The organism is Ruegeria sp. CDSC042, assembly GCF_059610745.1.
The window spans coordinates 1-20,644 of sequence record NZ_JBXWOF010000008.1 but is presented as its reverse complement, the minus strand read 5'-3'; the positions used below and the strand labels follow the sequence as shown (position 1 = coordinate 20,644).

General features: G+C 56.4%; 16 protein-coding genes. 14 read left to right on the top strand and 2 right to left on the bottom strand.

All coding sequences use genetic code 11. From position 1 onward, the window contains the following. The first annotated feature begins 206 nt into the window (after positions 1-206). From AC2FHX_RS15420 to rplA, 6 genes are all read left to right on the top strand, one after another. A complete protein-coding gene (locus AC2FHX_RS15420) occupies positions 207-992 on the top strand; it encodes a phosphodiesterase (RefSeq protein WP_496702624.1) in 786 nt (261 codons plus the stop codon). A 3-nt stretch (positions 993-995) separates the two neighbouring features. Then, entirely contained in the window at positions 996-1,859 is an 864-nt protein-coding gene (locus tag AC2FHX_RS15415) for an EamA family transporter (RefSeq protein ID WP_496702622.1), read from the top strand. Between the two features lie 36 nt (positions 1,860-1,895). Then, on the top strand, positions 1,896-2,126 hold the full coding sequence (locus tag AC2FHX_RS15410) for a transcription termination/antitermination protein NusG (RefSeq protein ID WP_142636919.1): 231 nt from the start codon (positions 1,896-1,898) through the stop codon (positions 2,124-2,126). A 681-nt stretch (positions 2,127-2,807) separates the two neighbouring features. After that, positions 2,808-3,074 (top strand): hypothetical protein, encoded by a 267-nt coding sequence (locus tag AC2FHX_RS15405; protein ID WP_496702620.1) that lies wholly within the window; start codon positions 2,808-2,810, stop codon positions 3,072-3,074. Further along, complete coding sequence (rplK, locus tag AC2FHX_RS15400) at positions 3,047-3,496, top strand: 50S ribosomal protein L11 (RefSeq protein ID WP_085823307.1); 450 nt, start codon at positions 3,047-3,049, stop codon at positions 3,494-3,496. The genes AC2FHX_RS15405 and rplK overlap by 28 nt, the downstream gene beginning before the upstream one ends. Position 3,497: 1 nt before the next feature. Beyond that, positions 3,498-4,196: a 50S ribosomal protein L1 gene (gene rplA, locus AC2FHX_RS15395; protein WP_142636917.1), complete on the top strand. Its 699-nt coding sequence runs from the start codon at positions 3,498-3,500 to the stop codon at positions 4,194-4,196. A gap of 69 nt (positions 4,197-4,265) precedes the next feature. Here the strand turns inward: rplA and AC2FHX_RS15390 are convergent, their stop codons facing one another. Then, complete coding sequence (locus AC2FHX_RS15390) at positions 4,266-5,225, bottom strand: phosphotransferase (RefSeq protein ID WP_496702619.1); 960 nt, start codon at positions 5,223-5,225, stop codon at positions 4,266-4,268. A 401-nt stretch (positions 5,226-5,626) separates the two neighbouring features. On the opposite strand from AC2FHX_RS15390, the gene rplJ reads away from it, so the two are divergent. From rplJ to AC2FHX_RS15365, 5 genes are all read left to right on the top strand, one after another. Further along, complete coding sequence (rplJ, locus tag AC2FHX_RS15385; protein ID WP_142636913.1) at positions 5,627-6,145, top strand: 50S ribosomal protein L10; 519 nt, start codon at positions 5,627-5,629, stop codon at positions 6,143-6,145. 79 nt (positions 6,146-6,224) lie between these two features. Further along, positions 6,225-6,599 carry a 50S ribosomal protein L7/L12 gene (rplL, locus tag AC2FHX_RS15380; RefSeq protein WP_142636911.1) on the top strand — a complete coding sequence of 125 codons (375 nt, stop codon included), beginning with the start codon at positions 6,225-6,227 and terminating at the stop codon, positions 6,597-6,599. Positions 6,600-6,849: 250 nt separating this feature from the next. Beyond that, positions 6,850-10,983, top strand: a complete 4,134-nt coding sequence (rpoB, locus tag AC2FHX_RS15375; protein ID WP_271949830.1) for a DNA-directed RNA polymerase subunit beta — start codon at positions 6,850-6,852, stop codon at positions 10,981-10,983. Between the two features lie 49 nt (positions 10,984-11,032). Further along, positions 11,033-15,274 carry a DNA-directed RNA polymerase subunit beta' gene (gene rpoC, locus AC2FHX_RS15370; protein WP_142636908.1) on the top strand — a complete coding sequence of 1,414 codons (4,242 nt, stop codon included), beginning with the start codon at positions 11,033-11,035 and terminating at the stop codon, positions 15,272-15,274. Between the two features lie 174 nt (positions 15,275-15,448). Continuing rightward, positions 15,449-16,336, top strand: a complete 888-nt coding sequence (locus tag AC2FHX_RS15365) for a DMT family transporter (RefSeq protein WP_496702616.1) — start codon at positions 15,449-15,451, stop codon at positions 16,334-16,336. Here AC2FHX_RS15365 and AC2FHX_RS15360 read toward each other — a convergent pair. Then, on the bottom strand, positions 16,321-17,127 hold the full coding sequence (locus AC2FHX_RS15360; protein WP_496702614.1) for a putative rhamnosyl transferase: 807 nt from the start codon (positions 17,125-17,127) through the stop codon (positions 16,321-16,323). The two genes, AC2FHX_RS15365 and AC2FHX_RS15360, sit on opposite strands and share 16 nt — an antisense overlap. A gap of 386 nt (positions 17,128-17,513) precedes the next feature. Between AC2FHX_RS15360 and rpsL the strand changes: the two genes are divergently transcribed. From rpsL to fusA, 3 genes are read left to right on the top strand one after another with little or no spacing between them, the layout of a single operon-like run. Then, the gene (rpsL, locus tag AC2FHX_RS15355; RefSeq protein ID WP_005621086.1) at positions 17,514-17,885 is read left to right on the top strand and encodes a 30S ribosomal protein S12; all 372 of its coding nucleotides are present in this window, start codon (positions 17,514-17,516) and stop codon (positions 17,883-17,885) included. 15 nt (positions 17,886-17,900) lie between these two features. Further along, entirely contained in the window at positions 17,901-18,371 is a 471-nt protein-coding gene (rpsG, locus tag AC2FHX_RS15350; protein WP_008756926.1) for a 30S ribosomal protein S7, read from the top strand. Between the two features lie 18 nt (positions 18,372-18,389). After that, positions 18,390-20,507 carry an elongation factor G gene (fusA, locus tag AC2FHX_RS15345; protein ID WP_496702612.1) on the top strand — a complete coding sequence of 706 codons (2,118 nt, stop codon included), beginning with the start codon at positions 18,390-18,392 and terminating at the stop codon, positions 20,505-20,507. Positions 20,508-20,644 lie beyond the last annotated feature (137 nt).

Here is a 20,644-nt window from a genome sequence, read left to right as displayed (position 1 = left end):
TTCCAATTAGCGAAATTTGACAACGCCGCGTTGCCCTGGGCACTGCGGCGTTTCTTGTTTTGGAGCCTTCAGCCCGTTATCAGACCTGGGCAAATCAGGGCGGAACTGATCTGTCGAAATCGGGATAATCTTTGTCGTAACCAATCGGGATGGAACCCGGCCGCCTGGCATATTTGGACAACCATGCAAGGCAAGTGGGCAGGTAGATGAAATTCATACATATCACAGATATCCACCTTGTTGACCAAGACGGGCACCTGAATGGCGGCGTTCCTTCGACCCAATTTGCCCGTTGCCTTGAGGATATCGCCAAATGGCATTCGGATGCAGCGTTTTGCGTGATATCTGGCGACCTGGCCGAGTTTGGAAGGGCTGAAGCCTATCAGGTGCTCAAGTCACATCTGGACGGTTTCCAGCTTCCTTGTCACCTGATGATCGGCAACCATGATGATCGTAACGTTTTCAGAACGGTCTTTACGGATGACCCTGTGGATTCAAATGGCTTTGTTCAGCACAGCATCGAGACCGGCGCGGGAAAGTTTATCTTTCTGGATACGACAAAAGACGGTGCGGATATGCATGAAGGCCAGCTGTGCACCTTGCGCTTGAATTGGCTGAAAGAACAGCTGATCTCGGCGGGGGATAAGCCCTGCTATTTGTTCATGCACCACCCGCCTTTTGACATCGGCATTCCCTATGTGGACGACATCCGCCTGGTCGAAGCCGAAGTGTTTTTTGAAACACTCGGTCACGGGCGTAACATTCGCCACGTCTTCTATGGGCATGTCCATCGCATGACCTATGTGAACTGGCGTGGCATCCCGTTCACCAGCCTGCCCAGCATCAATCACCAAATCCCTCTGACTGCCGACAGCGTTGACGGGGAATTCTGTGATGAACCGCCAGCCTATGGTGTTGTGCAGATTGCGGACGACCAGATGGCTGTGCACTATAACACCTTTCTGCAGCGCAATCCGCTTCATCAGACCTGAGATATGGAACTTGGCCTGATTGTTCTGGTTCTGATTTCGGCGGCGACACATCCGCTGCGGGATCTGTTGTTGAAAGACACGGCGCATCCGGTGTCCTGTTATGTCGGTGTGGCGCTGACCTGGGTCATTCTTGCGGCACTTCACGCCCGACTGGTTGGCCAGCCCCTGACCCTCAGCCGCGAGGTCTGGCCTCTGGTGCTGGTTTCTTCCTTGGGGTTGAGCTTTTATTACTATGGCACGCTTTCAGCCCTGCGCCGGGGCAACCTTTCGGTGTATTATCCGATCATCCGTTCCTCGCCGATTGCCATCGTTGCCTTTAGCTGGCTTGCGCTGGATCAGCAGTATTCGTGGCTCATCCTTGTGGGGATTTCGCTGGTCCTGATGGGCAGCCTGATGATCCAGAAATCGCCGGGCGGGTTGCTGCATGATCACAAGGCTTTTGCACTGGCTGTCATGGCGATGCTGGGCTCGGCCGCCTATTCGCTTAGCGATGCAGGCGCTATGCAAAAAACAACGCCCGCGCCTTTCCTGTTCTACTGTTATATCCTGGTGACATTGACCCTTGCCGGCATCCGGGCCTGGGAAGATCGCCATATGTCGACCCCATTTCTAGGCGTGGTACGAGGCTGGACACTCGCCCCGTGGCGGATCGTATTCGCGGGGGTTGCGTCCTATCTATCTTATCTTTTTATCCTGAAAGCTTTCCAGTTAGGCGCCGAGGCCGCACCTGTCAGCGCGGTCCGGCAGGCCTCGATTCCGGTATCCGTAGTCCTTGCCGCGCTCGTCCTGAAAGAGCCGCGCTTTCTCCACCGCATCGGCTGGGCCAGCCTGATCGCGCTTGGGATATTGGCAATCACACAGTCCTGATTTGCCTTTGCGCGACAACTGGCAAGCAAGGCAGAGGTGCACCAGGTTTTCTACATCACTCAGCGAGGTGGCGAAGCGCCCAAGCTGATGATCTCGTTCGAAATCGGCGAGAAGGTCAGGGCCTACTCTGGTCCATTCGTGGATTTTGACGGGATGGTCGAGGGCGTAGATGACCAGAGGCAGGAGGCAAAATTTATTCGGTGGATTTTGAGGGGCCGCATTGCCCTAGCCAGTGCGGCATCTTGGCTGGCTGAACGTTTACATTGATGATCTGGGTTGGTACATAACTGCCCTATTGATTTGACCGAATGTTTTTTCCGAAAAGTGACCACAAGGCGTTTTTCATGCGTGCGTTCATCTATTTTGTTTTCTTGATTTTGGCTGCGTGTACCGCTGATGTTTTGTCACCCGAAGTGTTGTCCTCGAAAGTAGCGCGCGCATCGTCCGCAGAGCTGTGTTCCGCGTATCGGCTCCCAAGTACGACATTGCGGGGGAAACTGATGATCGAAGCAGAGCTGGCTGCTCGAAAAGTAAACCAATGTGGTAATAGCAATTATGGTCAGTACAGCCTGTCTACAGCTGGGACCAAATCCTACGAGCGACCGTTTTCATCCGAGGCAGCAGGGGTTGACTATGATTGTGATGACTTTCCGAATGGCGCAGCAGCGCAAAGGTTCTTCTTAGCGTCTGGTGGACCTGTATCTGATCCACATAATTTGGATCTTGATGGCGATGGTCTCGCGTGTGAGTGGGGTGCTCAGATCAGGAAAGTATCTTCGTACCGCCGACCGGTTGCCAGCGTTAGGCGCGTGACCTCACGATGCTACACGGGTCCAAGAGGCGGAACCTACACAATCACGGCGAGTGGAAACAAGAACTATGGCGGCTGCTAAGTTGCTCTGATAGCCCGCAAGGTTGTGCATGTAGCCTGTGCAATCTCATTGGGCGATGACAGATGCTGTTTTGCTGTTGCTTAGCTTTGGAGCGAGGGTCAGTTTGGGTTCGATGTGGCTGCTTCAGGCCGTGATTCAAACCCTTGCCAATACTTCCGTTCCCCTGTACATGCCGCCTCTATCGTCTTTGGGCGAGATTCTCTCGTGGGAGATTACCGGGATCGCGATCCCGGATCGAACCACGCAACATAATCTGGGTGAAACGCGTTTCACCTTAGTTGAAAGGAAAACCAAATGGCCAAGAAGCTTGCTGGTACAATGAAACTGCAGGTTCCTGCAGGTCAGGCGAACCCGTCGCCACCAGTTGGTCCGGCGCTGGGTCAGCGCGGCATCAACATCATGGAATTCTGCAAGGCGTTCAACGCCAAGACCGCAGACATGGAGCAAGGCGCGCCTTGCCCGACCGTGATCACCTATTATCAGGACAAGTCCTTCACCATGGACATCAAGACGCCGCCTGCGTCTTATTACCTGAAAAAAGCAGCTGGCCTGAAGCCGGTTGGCAAGCGTAATCGCCCCCGTGGTGCGGAAAACCCAGGTCGTGAGACCGTGGCATCCGTGACCTCGAAGCAGGTTCGCGAAATCGCCGAAGCCAAAATGAAAGATCTGAACGCCAACGACGTCGAAGGCGCAATGCAGATCATCCTGGGCTCGGCCCGCTCTATGGGCATCGAGGTGAAGTAAGATGGCAAAACTCGGTAAACGTACCCGCGCTGCGCGCGAAGCTGTCGCTGGCAAGGAAAACCTGTCGGTCGAAGAAGCAGTTGCCCTGGTCAAAGCCAACGCAACTTCGAAATTCGATGAGACCATCGAAATCGCTCTGAACCTGGGCGTTGACACCCGTCACGCGGACCAGATGGTTCGTGGCGTTGTTGGCCTGCCGAATGGCACCGGTAAAACAATGCGCGTTGCTGTATTCGCTCGTGGCCCCAAGGCTGACGAAGCGAAAGAAGCAGGGGCGGATATCATTGGTGCAGAAGATCTGATGGAAACCATTCAGGGCGGCACCATTGAATTCGATCGTTGCATAGCAACCCCGGACATGATGCCCATCGTTGGTCGTCTTGGTAAAGTTCTGGGCCCCCGCAACCTGATGCCGAACCCCAAGGTTGGCACTGTGACCATGGACGTGAAAGCGGCCGTAGAAGCAGCCAAAGGCGGCGAAGTTCAGTTCAAAGCTGAAAAAGGCGGCGTTGTGCACGCTGGCGTTGGCAAAGCGTCCTTCGACGAAGCCAAACTGGCAGAAAACGTTCGTGCATTTGTGACCGCTGTTGCCAAAGCCAAGCCAACAGGCGCCAAAGGCACTTACATGAAGAAAATCGCGCTGAGCTCGACCATGGGCCCAGGCGTGACTCTGGATGTGGCTGCTGCTGCGGGCGAATAAGTCCCTAGCTTACAGCTAAAATGATTGGACCCGAACGGTGAAGGCTGTTCGGGTCTTTCTTTTTCAGCCTCACTCATACACGGCTTGCAGGCGCAGGTTCAGGCGGTCTCTGCGAAAGCTCTCGTATTCGCTGCAGGATCTGTCCAATCGCCATAAGTCCAGCCAATCCATCACTAGACGTGCGCGCATGCACATATCCAGAACGTCCATCTGAATTGGATGGCGATATTTGCGAAAGAACATGTCTTTGTTTGTTTTCAGGATGCCGCTTTGATCAACCTGATCATCAGTGCCATCGCGAAAGATATCGGACTTTAGAAAGTCGACAATATCATACAAAGCTAGCTTTTCCCGCGTTTCGGTAAAATCCAGGCCGATCATTTCGCCATGCCCGACGATCAGATTTTGACTGTGACAATCTCCGTGTGCAAGGACCAGCAGTTCAGGGGTGCCTTTTAGCTGTAATGCCTCGTCGGTCAGATGCTGGACCATATTCCGCCCCCGGAGCTGTGCTGTGTCCGGGGCAAGACGTAGCAAAGCCTGAAGCCTGTCGATCATCCAGCTAGGGCGGAAATCATAGGTCTTGACGGGCTGAAAGCTGTGCAAATCGTTCAGCCACGATCCGGCGCGCCGATAGATGCGGCCGATCTGGTCGTCATCCGGGCTGTTATAGATAAGATCCGCAGCGGTGGGGCGGTCAATAAACTGCGTCACAAAAAACGCCTCACCCGGTGACATATAGACTGGATCGACAACACCGGCGCTTTCGTATTGCGCAAAGTGGTCGGTCAGCTTTCTGAGCATATCAAACTCATCGCGCAGACGGCCGGTATCAGGCGACAGTAGATCCACCTTGAGGGCATAATCCCGACCCGCACGCTGGACCCTGAGCACTATACGCGAGCCCGCAAAATCATGAGAACGATAGACGCATTCGAAACCCGCCGGTCCATCCTCTGGCGTTTGATCCAGGAACTCCTGAACAAAGTCGCGCGCGCGTTCGTATTCGTCTGTGGTGAGGGTCAGCATTCAGGGATGGATACCTAAGAAGAAAGGGGCTTAGCCAGACTGGACCTCAGCGCATGGAACATGTCAATCTAGGACACTGTTCCGGTGCCAGCTGCGCTGCTCGATCATTTCCGGTTTCTGCCCAATTTACCCCTTGGAAACCCGGCGTAACTGCCATAAAGAGAGCTGCGAAGTAAAGCGTGCGATTCGTCGTGCGCTTTATTTTGTTTCGTCCAAGACGGTGGGTGGTGTCATCTGGCCCCTTAATTCCCTGCCTGAGACGGGTAAGACCAAAGAATTCTGAGGGCTTCGATCCTCGGGCGAATTTTGGCTAATCCCGTAACAACGGACCTGAACGCCGGAGCGTAAGCTGCGGCAAATATGAGCCGGGGTGAGATATCACCCCTAACTTGGAGAAAACTGTGGATAGAGCCCAGAAAGAGAAAGTGGTCGACGAGCTCGGCCAAATCTTCGAAAGCTCTGGCGTCGTAGTGGTTGCACACTACGCCGGTCTGACAGTTGCCGAGATGCAGGACCTTCGCGCACGTGCTCGTGACGCGGGTGGTGCCGTGCGTGTTGCCAAGAACAGGCTCGCCAAAATCGCCCTCGACGGAAAGCCATGTGAAAGCATTGCCGACCTGCTGACGGGGATGACCGTTCTGACCTATTCTGAGGACCCTGTGGCAGCAGCCAAAGTGGCCCAGGACTACGCCAAAGAGAACCAAAAGTTCGAAATTCTTGGCGGTGCAATGGGTGAGAACGCTCTGGATCGTGCCGGCGTTGAAGCCGTGTCCAAGATGCCTTCGCGCGAGGAGCTTATTGCTACTATCGCGGGCATGCTGGGCGCACCTGCTTCGAACATCGCTGGCGCAATTGGCGCACCTGCAAGCAACATCGCAAGCATCCTTTCCACCATCGAAGAGAAGGCGGAAGCTGCGTAAGCGGTTGGCACTGAATGATCTGCGTAGGGTAGTCACCCTGACGTTGGAACACACACTGTAAACGGAAAGAGCTGATAAAATGGCTGATCTGAAAGCACTCGCAGAAAGCATCGTGGGTCTGACCCTGCTGGAAGCACAAGAACTGAAAACCATCCTCAAAGACGAATATGGCATCGAGCCCGCAGCAGGCGGCGCAGTTGTCATGGCAGCCGGTGGCGACGCTGGTGGCGCAGCTGAGGAAGAAAAAACCGAATTCGACGTCGTTCTGAAGAATGCCGGCGCTTCGAAAATCAACGTGATCAAAGAAGTTCGCGGCATCACAGGTCTGGGCCTGAAAGAAGCCAAAGAGCTGGTCGAAGCTGGCGGCAAGATCAAAGAAGCTGTGTCGAAAGACGAAGCCGAAGACATCAAAGGCAAGCTGGAAGCAGCTGGCGCCGAGGTCGAACTGGCCTAAGTCAGTCTTTTGGTGCATCGCAGATGCACCGGAAATTTGGCTGGTCCCGGAGAAATCCGGGTCCAGCCGAACCTGTCTTAGAAAGGACCTCATGGATTGGGGTGTTTTCTAAGACGCGGTTCTTGGATCGGGAGGCTGCCATTCGGGACGGTGGCCACGAATTGATCCGGACGTGTTGTCTCTAATGTGCAAGGCACCGGGGCCCGACGGTGTCTTTGTCCGCTGAGAACATCGAAAGGTGACATCTGACATGGCTCAATCGTTCCTTGGCCAGAAACGTCTTCGGAAATATTACGGCAAAATCCGCGAAGTGCTGGAGATGCCGAACCTCATTGAGGTGCAAAAATCTTCTTATGATCTATTCCTGCGCTCCGGCGATGCAGATGTGCCGACAGACGGCGAAGGCATCAAAGGCGTGTTCCAGTCGGTTTTCCCGATCAAGGATTTCAACGAAACCTCCGTTCTGGAGTTCGTGAAATACGATTTGGAAAAACCCAAATACGACGTCGAAGAGTGCATGCAGCGCGACATGACCTACAGCGCGCCGCTGAAAGTCACTCTGCGTCTGATCGTGTTTGATGTCGACGAGGACACTGGCGCCAAGTCGGTCAAAGACATCAAGGAACAGGACGTGTTCATGGGGGATATGCCCCTGATGACACCAAACGGGACGTTCATTGTGAACGGTACCGAGCGTGTGATCGTGTCCCAAATGCACCGTTCGCCCGGTGTGTTCTTTGACCACGACAAGGGCAAGACCCATTCCTCGGGCAAGCTGTTGTTTGCCTGCCGCATCATCCCGTATCGCGGCAGCTGGCTGGACTTTGAGTTCGACGCCAAGGACATCGTGTTCGCCCGTATCGACCGTCGCCGCAAACTGCCTGTGACAACCCTGCTGTATGCGCTGGGTCTGGATCAAGAAGCGATCATGGACGCCTATTACAACACGGTGTCGTACAAGCTGGACAAGAAGAAGGGCTGGATTGCACCGTTCTTCCCCGAGCGTGCACGCGGTACGCGTCCGACCTATGACCTGATCGACGCCAAATCCGGTGAGGTGATTGCCGAAGCGGGCAAGAAAGTCACCCCGCGCGCGGTCAAGAAGCTGATCGATGAAGGCAACGTCACCGAGCTGTTGGTTCCGTTCGATCACATCGTCGGGAAGTTTGTCGCCAAGGACATCATCAACGAAGAAACCGGCGCGATCTATGTCGAAGCTGGTGATGAGCTGACGCTGGAATACGACAAAGACGGCGAGCTGATCGGAGGCACCGCGAAAGAGCTGATCGACGCGGGCGTCACCGATATTCCGGTTCTGGATATCGACAACATCAATGTCGGCCCCTACATGCGTAACACCATGGCGGCAGACAAGAACATGGGCCGCGACACAGCGCTGATGGACATCTATCGCGTCATGCGCCCGGGTGAGCCGCCCACCGTCGAAGCGGCCTCGGCGCTGTTCGAAACGCTGTTCTTTGACAGCGAGCGCTATGACCTGTCCGCCGTTGGCCGTGTAAAGATGAACATGCGTCTGGCTCTGGATGCGCCCGATACGCTGCGCACCCTGCGCCGCGAAGACATCGTGGCCTGCATCAAGGCTCTGGTTGAACTGCGTGACGGCAAAGGGGACATCGACGATATCGACCACCTCGGCAACCGTCGTGTGCGTTCGGTCGGCGAACTGATGGAAAACCAGTACCGCGTTGGCCTGCTGCGCATGGAGCGCGCGATCAAAGAGCGTATGTCGTCGGTCGAGATCGACACCGTCATGCCGCAGGACCTGATCAATGCGAAACCGGCTGCTGCTGCTGTCCGCGAATTCTTCGGCTCGTCGCAGCTGTCGCAGTTCATGGACCAGACCAACCCGCTGTCGGAAGTCACCCACAAACGCCGTCTCTCGGCGCTTGGCCCCGGTGGTCTGACACGCGAGCGTGCGGGCTTTGAGGTGCGCGACGTTCATCCGACACACTATGGCCGGATGTGCCCGATTGAAACGCCGGAAGGCCCGAACATCGGTCTGATCAACTCGCTGGCCACCTTTGCCCGTGTGAACAAGTATGGCTTCATCGAAACACCGTACCGCGTCGTCAAAGACGCTGAGGTGACTGATGAGGTTCACTACATGTCCGCGACCGAGGAAATGCGTCACACAGTGGCACAGGCGAACGCGACACTGGATACGGATGGCAAGTTCATCAACGATCTGGTTTCGACCCGCCAGTCAGGTGACTACACTCTGGCCCCGCGCGAGAATGTGGACCTGATCGACGTCAGCCCAAAACAGCTGGTATCGGTTGCTGCATCGCTGATCCCGTTCCTTGAAAATGACGATGCTAACCGCGCTCTAATGGGCTCGAACATGCAACGTCAGGCGGTTCCGCTGCTGCGGGCCGAGGCACCGCTGATTGGTACCGGAATCGAGGAAAAGGTTGCGATTGACTCAGGTGCTGCGATTCAGGCGAAACGCGCCGGTATCATCGACCAGGTCGATGCCCAGCGTATCGTTATCCGCGCGACTGAGGATCTGGAACTGGGCGACGCTGGCGTTGACATCTATCGTCTGCGCAAATTCCAGCGTTCGAACCAGAACACCTGCATCAACCAGCGTCCGCTGATCAAAGTGGGTGACACCGTCCAGAAGGGCGAAGTCATTGCTGATGGTCCGTCGACCGATATGGGTGAACTGGCCTTGGGTAAGAACGTGGTCGTCGCGTTCATGCCCTGGAACGGTTACAACTACGAAGACTCAATCCTGATCTCGGAACGTATTGCGCGTGACGACGTCTTTACCTCGGTCCATATCGAGGAATTTGAAGTCGCCGCCCGTGACACCAAGCTGGGTCCGGAAGAGATCACCCGCGATATTCCGAATGTCGGTGAAGAAGCGCTGCGTAACCTCGACGAGGCGGGCATCGTTTACATCGGCGCGGATGTTGAACCGGGCGATATCCTGGTCGGCAAGATCACTCCGAAGGGCGAAAGCCCGATGACCCCGGAAGAAAAGCTGCTGCGCGCCATCTTTGGCGAAAAAGCATCTGACGTGCGCGACACTTCGCTGCGCGTGAAGCCGGGCGATTACGGTACGGTCGTTGAGGTTCGCGTCTTCAACCGTCACGGCGTCGAGAAAGACGAGCGTGCGCTGCAGATCGAGCGGGAAGAAGTCGAACGTCTGGCCCGTGACCGGGACGATGAGCTGGCGATCCTGGACCGCAACATCTATGCGCGCCTGCAAGGCCTGATCATGGGTAAAACCGCGGTCAAAGGCCCGAAAGGCGTCAAGCCAGGGTCGGTGATCACCGAGGACCTGTTGGAAACCCTGACCCGTGGTCAGTGGTGGCAGCTGGCGCTGGAAGATGAGCAGGACGCACAGATCGTTGAGGCTCTGAATGAGCAGTACGAAGTGCAAAAGCGTGCTCTGGACGCCCGTTTCGAGGACAAGGTCGAGAAGGTTCGTCGTGGCGATGACCTGCCGCCGGGTGTGATGAAGATGGTCAAAGTCTTCATCGCCGTGAAGCGCAAGCTGCAACCGGGCGATAAGATGGCCGGTCGTCACGGGAACAAAGGTGTAATTTCCAAGGTTGTTCCGATGGAAGACATGCCGTTCCTGGCCGATGGTACGCCGGTTGACTTCTGTCTGAACCCGCTGGGTGTTCCTTCGCGTATGAACGTTGGTCAGATCCTTGAAACCCACATGGGTTGGGCCGCGCGCGGTCTGGGTCTGAACATCGACGACGCGCTGGGTGAATATCGCCGCTCTGGCGACCTGACCCCGGTTCGCGAAGCAATGAAGCTGGCCTATGGCGACGATGTCTATGAAGAAGGCATCACTGGCATGGACGAGGGTCACCTGATCGAGGCTGCGGGCAACGTGACCCGTGGTGTTCCGATCGCGACTCCGGTCTTTGATGGCGCCAAAGAGGCAGACGTCAATGACGCTCTGGTGCGCGCGGGCTTCTCGCAAAGCGGTCAGTCGGTTCTGTTCGACGGTCGTACGGGTGAGCAGTTTGCACGTCCGGTGACCGTGGGCATCAAGTACCTGCTGAAACTGCACCACCTTGTGGATGACAAAATCCACGCGCGTTCAACCGGGCCGTACAGCCTGGTTACCCAGCAGCCGCTGGGTGGTAAGGCGCAGTTCGGTGGTCAGCGCTTTGGTGAGATGGAAGTCTGGGCTCTGGAAGCTTACGGCGCCGCCTACACCCTGCAGGAAATGCTCACCGTGAAATCGGATGACGTCGCCGGCCGGACCAAAGTGTACGAGTCGATCGTCAAGGGCGAGGATAACTTTGAAGCGGGCGTACCGGAATCGTTTAACGTTCTGGTGAAAGAAGTCCGTGGCCTCGGCCTGAATATGGAACTCCTGGATGCGGAGGAAGAGTAGGGGCGGCAACGCCCCAAACTCATCCCATCCCAATTTGTAAGGACGCAAAATGAACCAGGAAATTACCAATAACCCGTTCAACCCGCTGACGCCGCCTAAGGTCTTTGACGAGATCAAGGTCTCATTGGCCAGCCCGGAACGGATCCTCTCTTGGTCTTATGGCGAGATCAAGAAACCCGAAACCATCAACTACCGGACGTTCAAACCCGAACGTGACGGTCTGTTCTGCGCGCGTATCTTTGGCCCGATCAAAGATTACGAATGTCTGTGCGGTAAATATAAGCGGATGAAATATCGCGGCGTTGTCTGCGAGAAATGCGGTGTGGAAGTCACCCTGCAGAAAGTCCGCCGCGAGCGTATGGGTCATATCGAGCTGGCCGCGCCCGTCGCACACATTTGGTTCCTGAAGTCGCTGCCGTCCCGCATCGGTCTGATGCTGGACATGACGCTGCGCGATCTGGAACGCGTTCTGTACTTTGAAAACTATGTCGTTATCGAGCCCGGTCTGACCGACCTCTCCTATGGTCAGATGCTGACCGAAGAAGAGTTCATGGACGCGCAGGATGCCTATGGCATGGACGCGTTCACCGCGAACATCGGTGCCGAAGCTATCCGTGAGATGCTGGCCCAGATCGATCTGGAAGCCGAAGCCGAACAGCTGCGCGCTGATCTGGCCGAAGCAACTGGTGAGCTGAAGCCCAAGAAGATCATCAAGCGTCTGAAGGTTGTCGAAAGCTTCCTCGAGTCGGGCAACCGCCCCGAATGGATGGTGATGACTGTAATTCCGGTCATTCCGCCGGAACTGCGTCCTCTGGTTCCGCTGGATGGTGGCCGTTTCGCGACCTCGGATCTGAACGATCTGTATCGCCGCGTCATCAACCGGAACAACCGTCTGAAGCGTCTGATCGAACTGCGCGCACCTGACATCATCGTCCGCAACGAAAAGCGGATGCTGCAGGAATCCGTTGATGCTCTGTTCGACAATGGCCGTCGTGGCCGCGTGATCACCGGCGCCAACAAGCGTCCGCTGAAATCGCTGTCGGACATGCTGAAAGGTAAGCAGGGTCGCTTCCGTCAGAACCTTTTGGGTAAGCGCGTCGACTTCTCGGGTCGTTCGGTCATTGTGACCGGTCCGGAACTCAAGCTGCACCAATGTGGTCTGCCCAAGAAGATGGCGCTGGAATTGTTCAAGCCGTTCATCTACTCGCGCCTTGAAGCCAAGGGTCTGTCTTCGACCGTGAAACAGGCGAAGAAGCTGGTCGAGAAAGAGCGTCCCGAAGTATGGGATATCCTCGACGAGGTGATCCGCGAGCACCCTGTCATGCTGAACCGTGCGCCAACACTGCACCGACTTGGCATCCAGGCGTTTGAGCCGGTCTTGATCGAAGGTAAAGCCATCCAGCTGCACCCGCTGGTCTGTTCGGCCTTTAACGCCGACTTCGACGGTGACCAGATGGCCGTTCACGTCCCGCTGAGCCTTGAGGCCCAGCTGGAAGCCCGCGTTCTGATGATGTCGACGAACAACGTTCTGTCGCCAGCAAACGGCGCGCCGATCATCGTTCCGTCGCAGGATATGATCCTGGGTCTGTACTATGTGACCCTGGAACGCGAAGGTATGCCGGGCGAAGGCAAGGTCTTTGGCTCGATCGACGAAGTTCAGCACGCGCTGGACGCCGGTGAAGTGCATCTGCACACCAAGATCACTGCGCGGATTACTCAGATCGACAGTGAAGGCAATGAAGTTCAACAGCGGTTTGAAACCACTCCGGGCCGAGTGCGCCTGGGTGCTCTGCTGCCGATGAACAACAAGGCACCGTTCGAACTGGTTAACCGTCTGCTGCGCAAGAAAGAAGTGCAGCAGGTGATCGACACCGTCTACCGCTACTGCGGTCAGAAAGAGTCGGTTATCTTCTGTGACCAGATCATGTCGATGGGCTTCAAAGAAGCGTTCCGCGCCGGTATCTCGTTCGGCAAGGACGACATGGTGATCCCGGATGACAAATGGGGCATCGTCGATGAAACCCGTGGTCAGGTGAAGGACTTTGAACAGCAGTATATGGACGGCCTGATCACTCAGGGCGAAAAGTACAACAAAGTTGTTGATGCCTGGTCGAAGTGTAACGACCGCGTAACCGAGGCGATGATGAGCACGATCTCATCTTCGGATCGGGCAGAGGATGGGTCTGAAAAAGAACCAAACTCGGTCTACATGATGGCCCACTCGGGTGCGCGTGGCTCGGTCACTCAGATGAAACAGCTGGGCGGTATGCGTGGCCTGATGGCCAAACCAAACGGTGACATCATCGAGACGCCGATCATCTCGAACTTCAAGGAAGGTCTGACCGTTCTTGAATACTTCAACTCGACCCACGGCGCCCGTAAGGGTCTGTCGGATACCGCTCTGAAAACGGCGAACTCGGGTTACCTGACCCGTCGTCTGGTGGACGTGGCACAGGACTGCATCGTGCGTGAGCTCGATTGTGGAACCGAGCGCGCGATCACTGCGGAAGCCGCGGTAAACGACGGTGAAGTTGTTGCCTCGCTAGCCGAACGTGTGCTGGGCCGTGTCTCTGCCGATGACGTTCTGCGTCCCGGCACCGATGAGGTTCTGGTCGCAGCGGGTCAGCTGATCGACGAACGTATGGCTGACATCATTGATGAGGCCGCTGTTGCGTCGATGCGGATCCGTTCGCCTCTGACCTGTGAGTCCGAGGAAGGCGTCTGTGCAACCTGCTACGGTCGTGACCTTGCACGCGGTACTATGGTCAACACGGGTGAGGCTGTCGGCATCATCGCCGCCCAGTCCATCGGTGAACCCGGTACGCAGCTGACAATGCGGACCTTCCACATCGGTGGTGTTGCGCAAGGTGGTCAGCAGTCGTTCCAGGAAGCCAGCCACGACGGTGTCGTTTCGTTCGAGAACCCGCAGATCCTGGTCAATTCCGCGGGCGAAAGCCTGGTCATGGGCCGGAACATGAAGATGGTGATCAAAGACGAACATGGCGAAGAGCGTGCCAACCACAAGTTGGGTTATGGCTCGAAGCTGTTCGTCAAGGATGGCACCAAGGTGAACCGTGGCGACAAGCTGTTCGAATGGGATCCTTACACCCTGCCGATCATCGCCGAAAAGTCCGGTACCGCGAAATATGTTGATCTGGTTTCGGGCATTGCTGTCCGCGACGTGACCGACGATGCAACCGGTATGACCCAGAAGATCGTGATCGACTGGCGCGCGGCCCCCAAAGGCAGCGACCTCAAGCCTGAGATCATTCTGGTTGGCGAAGATGGCGAACCAGTCCGTAACGATGCGGGCAACCCGGTTCACTATCCGATGTCGGTGGACGCGATCCTGTCGATCGAAGACGGTCAGCAGATCGAAGCTGGTGAAGTTGTCGCGCGTATCCCGCGTGAAGGTGCCAAGACCAAGGACATCACCGGTGGTCTGCCGCGTGTTGCCGAACTGTTCGAAGCCCGTCGCCCGAAAGATCACGCGATCATCGCAGAAGCCGATGGTTACGTGCGCTTTGGTCGCGACTACAAGAACAAGCGTCGCATCAGCATCGAACCGGCTGACGAGTCCATGGAGACCATCGAGTATATGGTGCCCAAGGGTAAGCACATCCCGGTTGCAGAAGGTGACTTCATCCAGAAGGGTGAATACCTGATGGACGGTAACCCGGCCCCGCATGACATCCTGTCCATCATGGGTGTCGAAGCGCTGGCGGATTACATGATCGACGAAGTGCAGGATGTTTATCGTCTGCAGGGCGTGAAGATCAACGACAAGCACATCGAAGTGATCGTGCGCCAGATGCTTCAGAAGTGGGAGATCCTGGATTCAGGTGACACCACCCTGCTGAAAGGCGAACATGTCGACAAGCAGGAGTTCGACGCGGCCAACGAGAAGACCCTCGCCCGCGGTGGACGTCCGGCTCAGGGCGAGCCGATCCTCTTGGGGATCACCAAAGCCTCGCTGCAGACGCGTTCGTTCATCTCGGCGGCGTCGTTCCAAGAAACCACACGGGTTCTGACCGAGGCTTCGGTTCAGGGCAAGAAAGACAAGCTGGTTGGCCTGAAAGAGAACGTCATCGTCGGTCGTCTAATCCCTGCCGGTACCGGTGGCGCAACGCAAAGCGTACAGCGCGTCGCGCAGTCGCGTGACAACGTTGTCATCGAAGCCCGCCGGGAAGAGGCCGAAGCCGCCGCTGCTCTGGCTGCGCCGATGATGGATGACGATATGGTCGGGGATGAGCTGGATGTTCTGGTGGAAACACCGGAAAGCCGCGAATAAGCGATCCTACATTCCAAAGATCAGGCCCCGCGATTTCGCGGGGCCTTTTCATTTCAGGCTCGGGTGGGGCGCTGCATGAAGCGCCATCGGAAATGTCATGCTAGCAGAGCATTGGCGGGCGGAGCCATATTGACATCTCTTTCTTGAACGCCGCCAAATGCACTTCGTGGCCAAATGCGGAGTTCAAAAAGAGTGACGCCGAATTTCAGGGGTGCTTTGCTGATGATGGGCAGCATGGCTGCCTTCACCATCAATGACACTTTGATCAAGGCCGCCGGAGCCCAGATACCGCTGTTTCAGATGGTTGCCATCCGCGGGGTTTTGGCGACCATTCTGGTGTATCTTCTGGCACGGTACTATGGGGCGCTGCATCTGAACTTTCCGCGTCATGACAAGTGGTTGGTCGCGGCACGTTGTCTCGCCGAATTGTTGGCAACAATTTTCTTTTTGGTCGCGCTGCTTCATATGCCGTTGGCAAACGTGACGGCCATTCTGCTGGCCTTGCCATTGACCGTAACACTTGGAGCCGCGTTGTTTTTTCAAGAGTATATCGGTTGGCGTCGGATTCTTGCGATCGTTTTCGGGTTCGCCGGTATGTTGCTGATCGTTCGCCCGGGCACGGACGGTTTCAGCCTCTACGCGATATATGCCTTGATCGCAGTTGCTTCGGTAACTGCCCGGGATTTGATTACGCGACGCATGTCGGTGCATGTGCCATCACTTGCAGTAACGCTGGCAACAACCGCGACGATTACATTGACGGCGGTTCTTGTCACCTCTGTCTCGGGCTGGGTTCCGGTTCCGGCAGCCGCCGGTTCGATGGTAGCGTTTGCTGCGGTCTTTGTTCTGACAGGATATTTGTTCAGCGTCATTGTCATGCGCGCTGGTGAGATCGGCTTTATCGCGCCGTTTCGTTATTCCAGTCTGATCTGGGCGTTGGGTTTGGGCTGGGCCGTATTTGGGGACTGGCCCGACAGGATTACGATGGCGGGCGCGGCGCTGGTGGTTGGGGCCGGGATGTTCACGCTGTTTCGCGAACGAACCCGTCAGCCCGCCGAATGAATGCGGCGAACGGCGTCCTGATCGATGGCAAACCGTGCGATGAACTCGCCTTCTTGCTCGGGCGTTAGGGGGGACAGCTCGGCCTTGCTGTTGCGCGCGTGCGGGGAATCGTTGAACTGGTTCAAAGTACGGACCCACATTGGCGCATCCGGATAGCTGATAACGGGCATGAAGTTCCCGATCCGATGGTGGCCGAAATTCATGATCGTCAGCTCACACCCACCGGCGGAGTACATCGCAAAGCCCACCCCCAACAAAGGTTGATACACCTGTGCGGCCCGAATACCGCCCGCATCGAAACGGGCCAGGAACCCCTGATTGTAGTCAATCGCAACGGTTCTGTGGTTCCGCATTAAGCCCTGACCCTCATCTGCGGCGATGCGCAAGCGCTCAACGAAATCGACCGAAACCGCATCGTCGTCGTCATGGCGGAATTGGATGCAGGGGGCGGCCGGGTCAGTGCGCGCGGAATTCAGAACCTCTTTCATCAGCCTGCGATGCCGCTTCGGTTCGCGCGCGATGATCTGCACCTGCGGCATGTCGGCCGTTAAATCGTGAAGACGTTCGCGTGCCGCGTTTGGCAGGCATGTCCCGATCACGATGAGAAACTGAAAATCCTCGTCGGTTTGTTCCTTTATGCAGGGCAGAGAGGTGGTTTCAAACAGGCGGAACCGCTCTTCCAGCCGGTCAGGCTGATACAGATAGGCGCGTCGGTCCTCGATCGTTTCATGCTCGACCTGAAAACCGCCATGGGCAGGATAGGAAAAACGACACAGGCCAAGTATTTGCATGATTCATCCGTGGTCCAGATCAATGGGTTGACTATGCCTGCAGGGACGTGTTCCTGCAACGGGCGGTGCGGATGGATGTGCTTGAGTTTCAGCGCGAACCAGCCCGATGCGGATCAGATCAGCTGTGCTGTTGACACTGGCGCCGACTCCCCCTATTACGCGCCACATCTCGGTACCGGGGGCCGCCCCAAATCCGATTTCAGTAATGAACTGGTCAAGGCCCGAACTCTTTTATCGTTCGCGCCCTCTGATAACAAACCGCGACGTTCACCTCGGAATGGGAACGCTCGCGGGTTTTGCGCTTGTGGACGCACGAACGCAGCGAATTTAACCGCACGCATCACGCGTGCATGTCATGTGTGTTGCAAAACGGGGATATAACCGGAATGCCAACGATCCAACAGCTGATCCGCAAGCCGCGGCAGCCGAAAGTAAAACGCTCGAAGTCCATGCACCTGGAGCAGTGCCCGCAGAAACGCGGCGTCTGCACACGTGTTTACACAACCACACCGAAAAAGCCGAACTCGGCGATGCGTAAGGTTGCCAAGGTGCGCCTGACAAACGGGTTCGAGGTCATCTCGTACATCCCCGGTGAAAGCCACAACCTGCAGGAACACTCGGTTGTTCTGATCCGTGGCGGTCGTGTAAAAGACCTTCCCGGTGTCCGGTACCACATCCTGCGCGGTGTTCTGGATACCCAAGGCGTCAAAGACCGTAAGCAACGTCGTTCGAAGTACGGCGCGAAGCGTCCCAAATAAGAAGGAGAGGCTGATATGTCACGTCGTCACGCCGCCGAAAAACGCGAAGTCCTGCCTGACGCCAAATTTGGCGACAAGGTCCTGACTAAATTCATGAACAACCTGATGATCGACGGTAAAAAGTCGGTTGCAGAGCGCATCGTCTACAATGCATTTGACCGCGTTGAAGGCAAGATCAAGCGCGCACCCGTCGAAGTGTTCCACGAAGCACTCGACAACATCAAACCGTCGGTCGAGGTTCGCTCGCGCCGGGTTGGTGGTGCAACTTATCAGGTTCCGGTCGAAGTGCGCCCCGAGCGCCGCGAAGCACTGGCCATCCGTTGGCTGATCACTGCTGCGCGTGGCCGCAACGAAAACACCATGGAAGAACGCCTCGCCGGCGAACTGCTGGACGCCGTACAGTCCCGCGGTACCGCCGTTAAGAAGCGTGAAGACACCCACAAGATGGCCGAGGCGAACAAAGCCTTCAGCCACTACCGTTGGTAATTCCAGAGGCTTATTGAAATGGCACGCGAATATACACTCAACCATTACCGTAACTTCGGTATCATGGCGCATATTGATGCGGGTAAAACGACCTGCTCGGAACGCATCCTGTACTACACCGGCAAATCCCACAACATCGGTGAGGTGCACGACGGTGCAGCCACCATGGACTGGATGGAGCAGGAGCAGGAACGCGGGATCACCATCACCTCGGCTGCGACGACCACTTTCTGGGAACGCACCGAAGACGGTGTAACTGCTGACTCGCCCAAGCACCGCCTGAACATCATCGACACCCCCGGCCACGTTGACTTTACCATCGAAGTTGAACGCTCGCTGGCGGTTCTCGACGGTGCCGTCTGCGTTCTGGACGCAAACGCCGGTGTTGAACCTCAGACCGAAACCGTGTGGCGTCAGGCTGACCGCTATAAGGTTCCGCGGATGGTGTTCGTCAACAAGATGGACAAGATCGGCGCGGACTTCTTCAACTGTGTTGCAATGATCGAAGACCGTACCGGCGCACGTGCTGTTCCGGTTGGTATTCCGATCGGCGCAGAGACCGAGTTGGAAGGCCTGATCGACCTGGTCACCATGGAAGAATGGCTGTGGCAGGGCGAAGACCTGGGCGCAAGCTGGGTCAAAGCACCGATCCGCGACAGCCTGAAGGACATGGCTGACGAATGGCGCGGTAAAATGGTCGAAGCGGCCGTCGAAATGGACGACGACGCGATGATGGAATACCTGGAAGGCAATGAGCCCGACGTTCCGACCCTGCGCGCCCTGCTGCGCAAAGGTACTCTGGAAATCGCGTTTGTTCCGGTTCTGGGTGGTTCGGCGTTCAAAAACAAAGGTGTTCAGCCACTGCTGAACGCTGTGATCGACTATCTGCCCAGCCCGCTGGACGTTGTCGATTACATGGGCTTCAAACCCGGTGACGAAGAAGAAACCCGTAACATCGCCCGCCGTGCGGATGATGATATGGCGTTCTCTGGTCTGGCGTTCAAAATCATGAACGACCCCTTTGTTGGCTCGCTGACCTTTACCCGCATCTACTCGGGCACTCTGTCCAAGGGCGACACGCTTCTGAACTCGACCAAGGGTAAGAAAGAGCGTATCGGCCGGATGATGATGATGCACTCGAACGAACGTGAGGAAATCACCGAAGCGTTCGCGGGCGACATCATTGCGCTGGCAGGTCTGAAAGACACCACCACGGGCGACACTCTGTGTTCGACCGGCGATCCGGTGGTTCTGGAAACCATGACCTTCCCCGATCCGGTGATCGAGATCGCGGTTGAGCCGAAGACCAAGGCTGACCAGGAAAAAATGAGCCAGGGTCTGGGCCGTTTGGCCGCCGAAGACCCGTCCTTCCGTGTGGAAACTGATCTGGAATCGGGTCAGACCATCATGAAGGGCATGGGCGAACTTCACCTGGACATCCTGATTGACCGTCTCAAGCGTGAATTCAAGGTTGAAGCGAATATTGGTGCGCCGCAGGTGGCCTATCGCGAAACCATCGGTCACGAAGCCGAGATCGTTTACACCCACAAGAAACAGTCGGGTGGTTCGGGTCAGTTCGCCGAGGTGAAGATGATCATCACCCCAACAGAGCCGGGCGAAGGTTATTCGTTCGAATCTCGTGTTGTTGGTGGTTCGGTGCCCAAGGAATACATCCCGGGCGTTGAAAAAGGCATCAGATCCGTCATGGATAGCGGCCCGCTGGCTGGCTTCCCCGTGATCGACTTCAAGGTTGCCCTGATCGAAGGTAAATACCACGACGTGGACTCTTCGGTTCTCGCCTTTGAGATCGCGGCGCGTATGGGTATGCGTGAAGGCATGCGCAAAGCGGGTGCGAAACTGCTTGAGCCGATCATGAAGGTCGAAGTGATCACTCCGGAAGAATATACCGGCGGTATCATTGGTGACCTGACATCGCGTCGGGGACAGGTTTCCGGGCAGGAAAACCGTGGCAACGCCATCGCGATTGACGCGTTTGTGCCGCTGGCCAACATGTTCGGTTACATCAACACTCTGCGTTCGATGTCGTCGGGCCGCGCCCAGTTCACCATGCAGTTCGACCACTACGATCCGGTTCCGCAGAACATCTCGGACGAGATCCAGGCGAAATACGCATAAGCGAAAATTTGAGGGAGCTCGATTAGCGGGCTCCCTTCATTACCGATAAAGGAGGCCATCATGGCAAAGGAAAAGTTTGAGCGTAATAAGCCGCACGTCAACATTGGCACGATTGGGCACGTTGACCACGGCAAGAC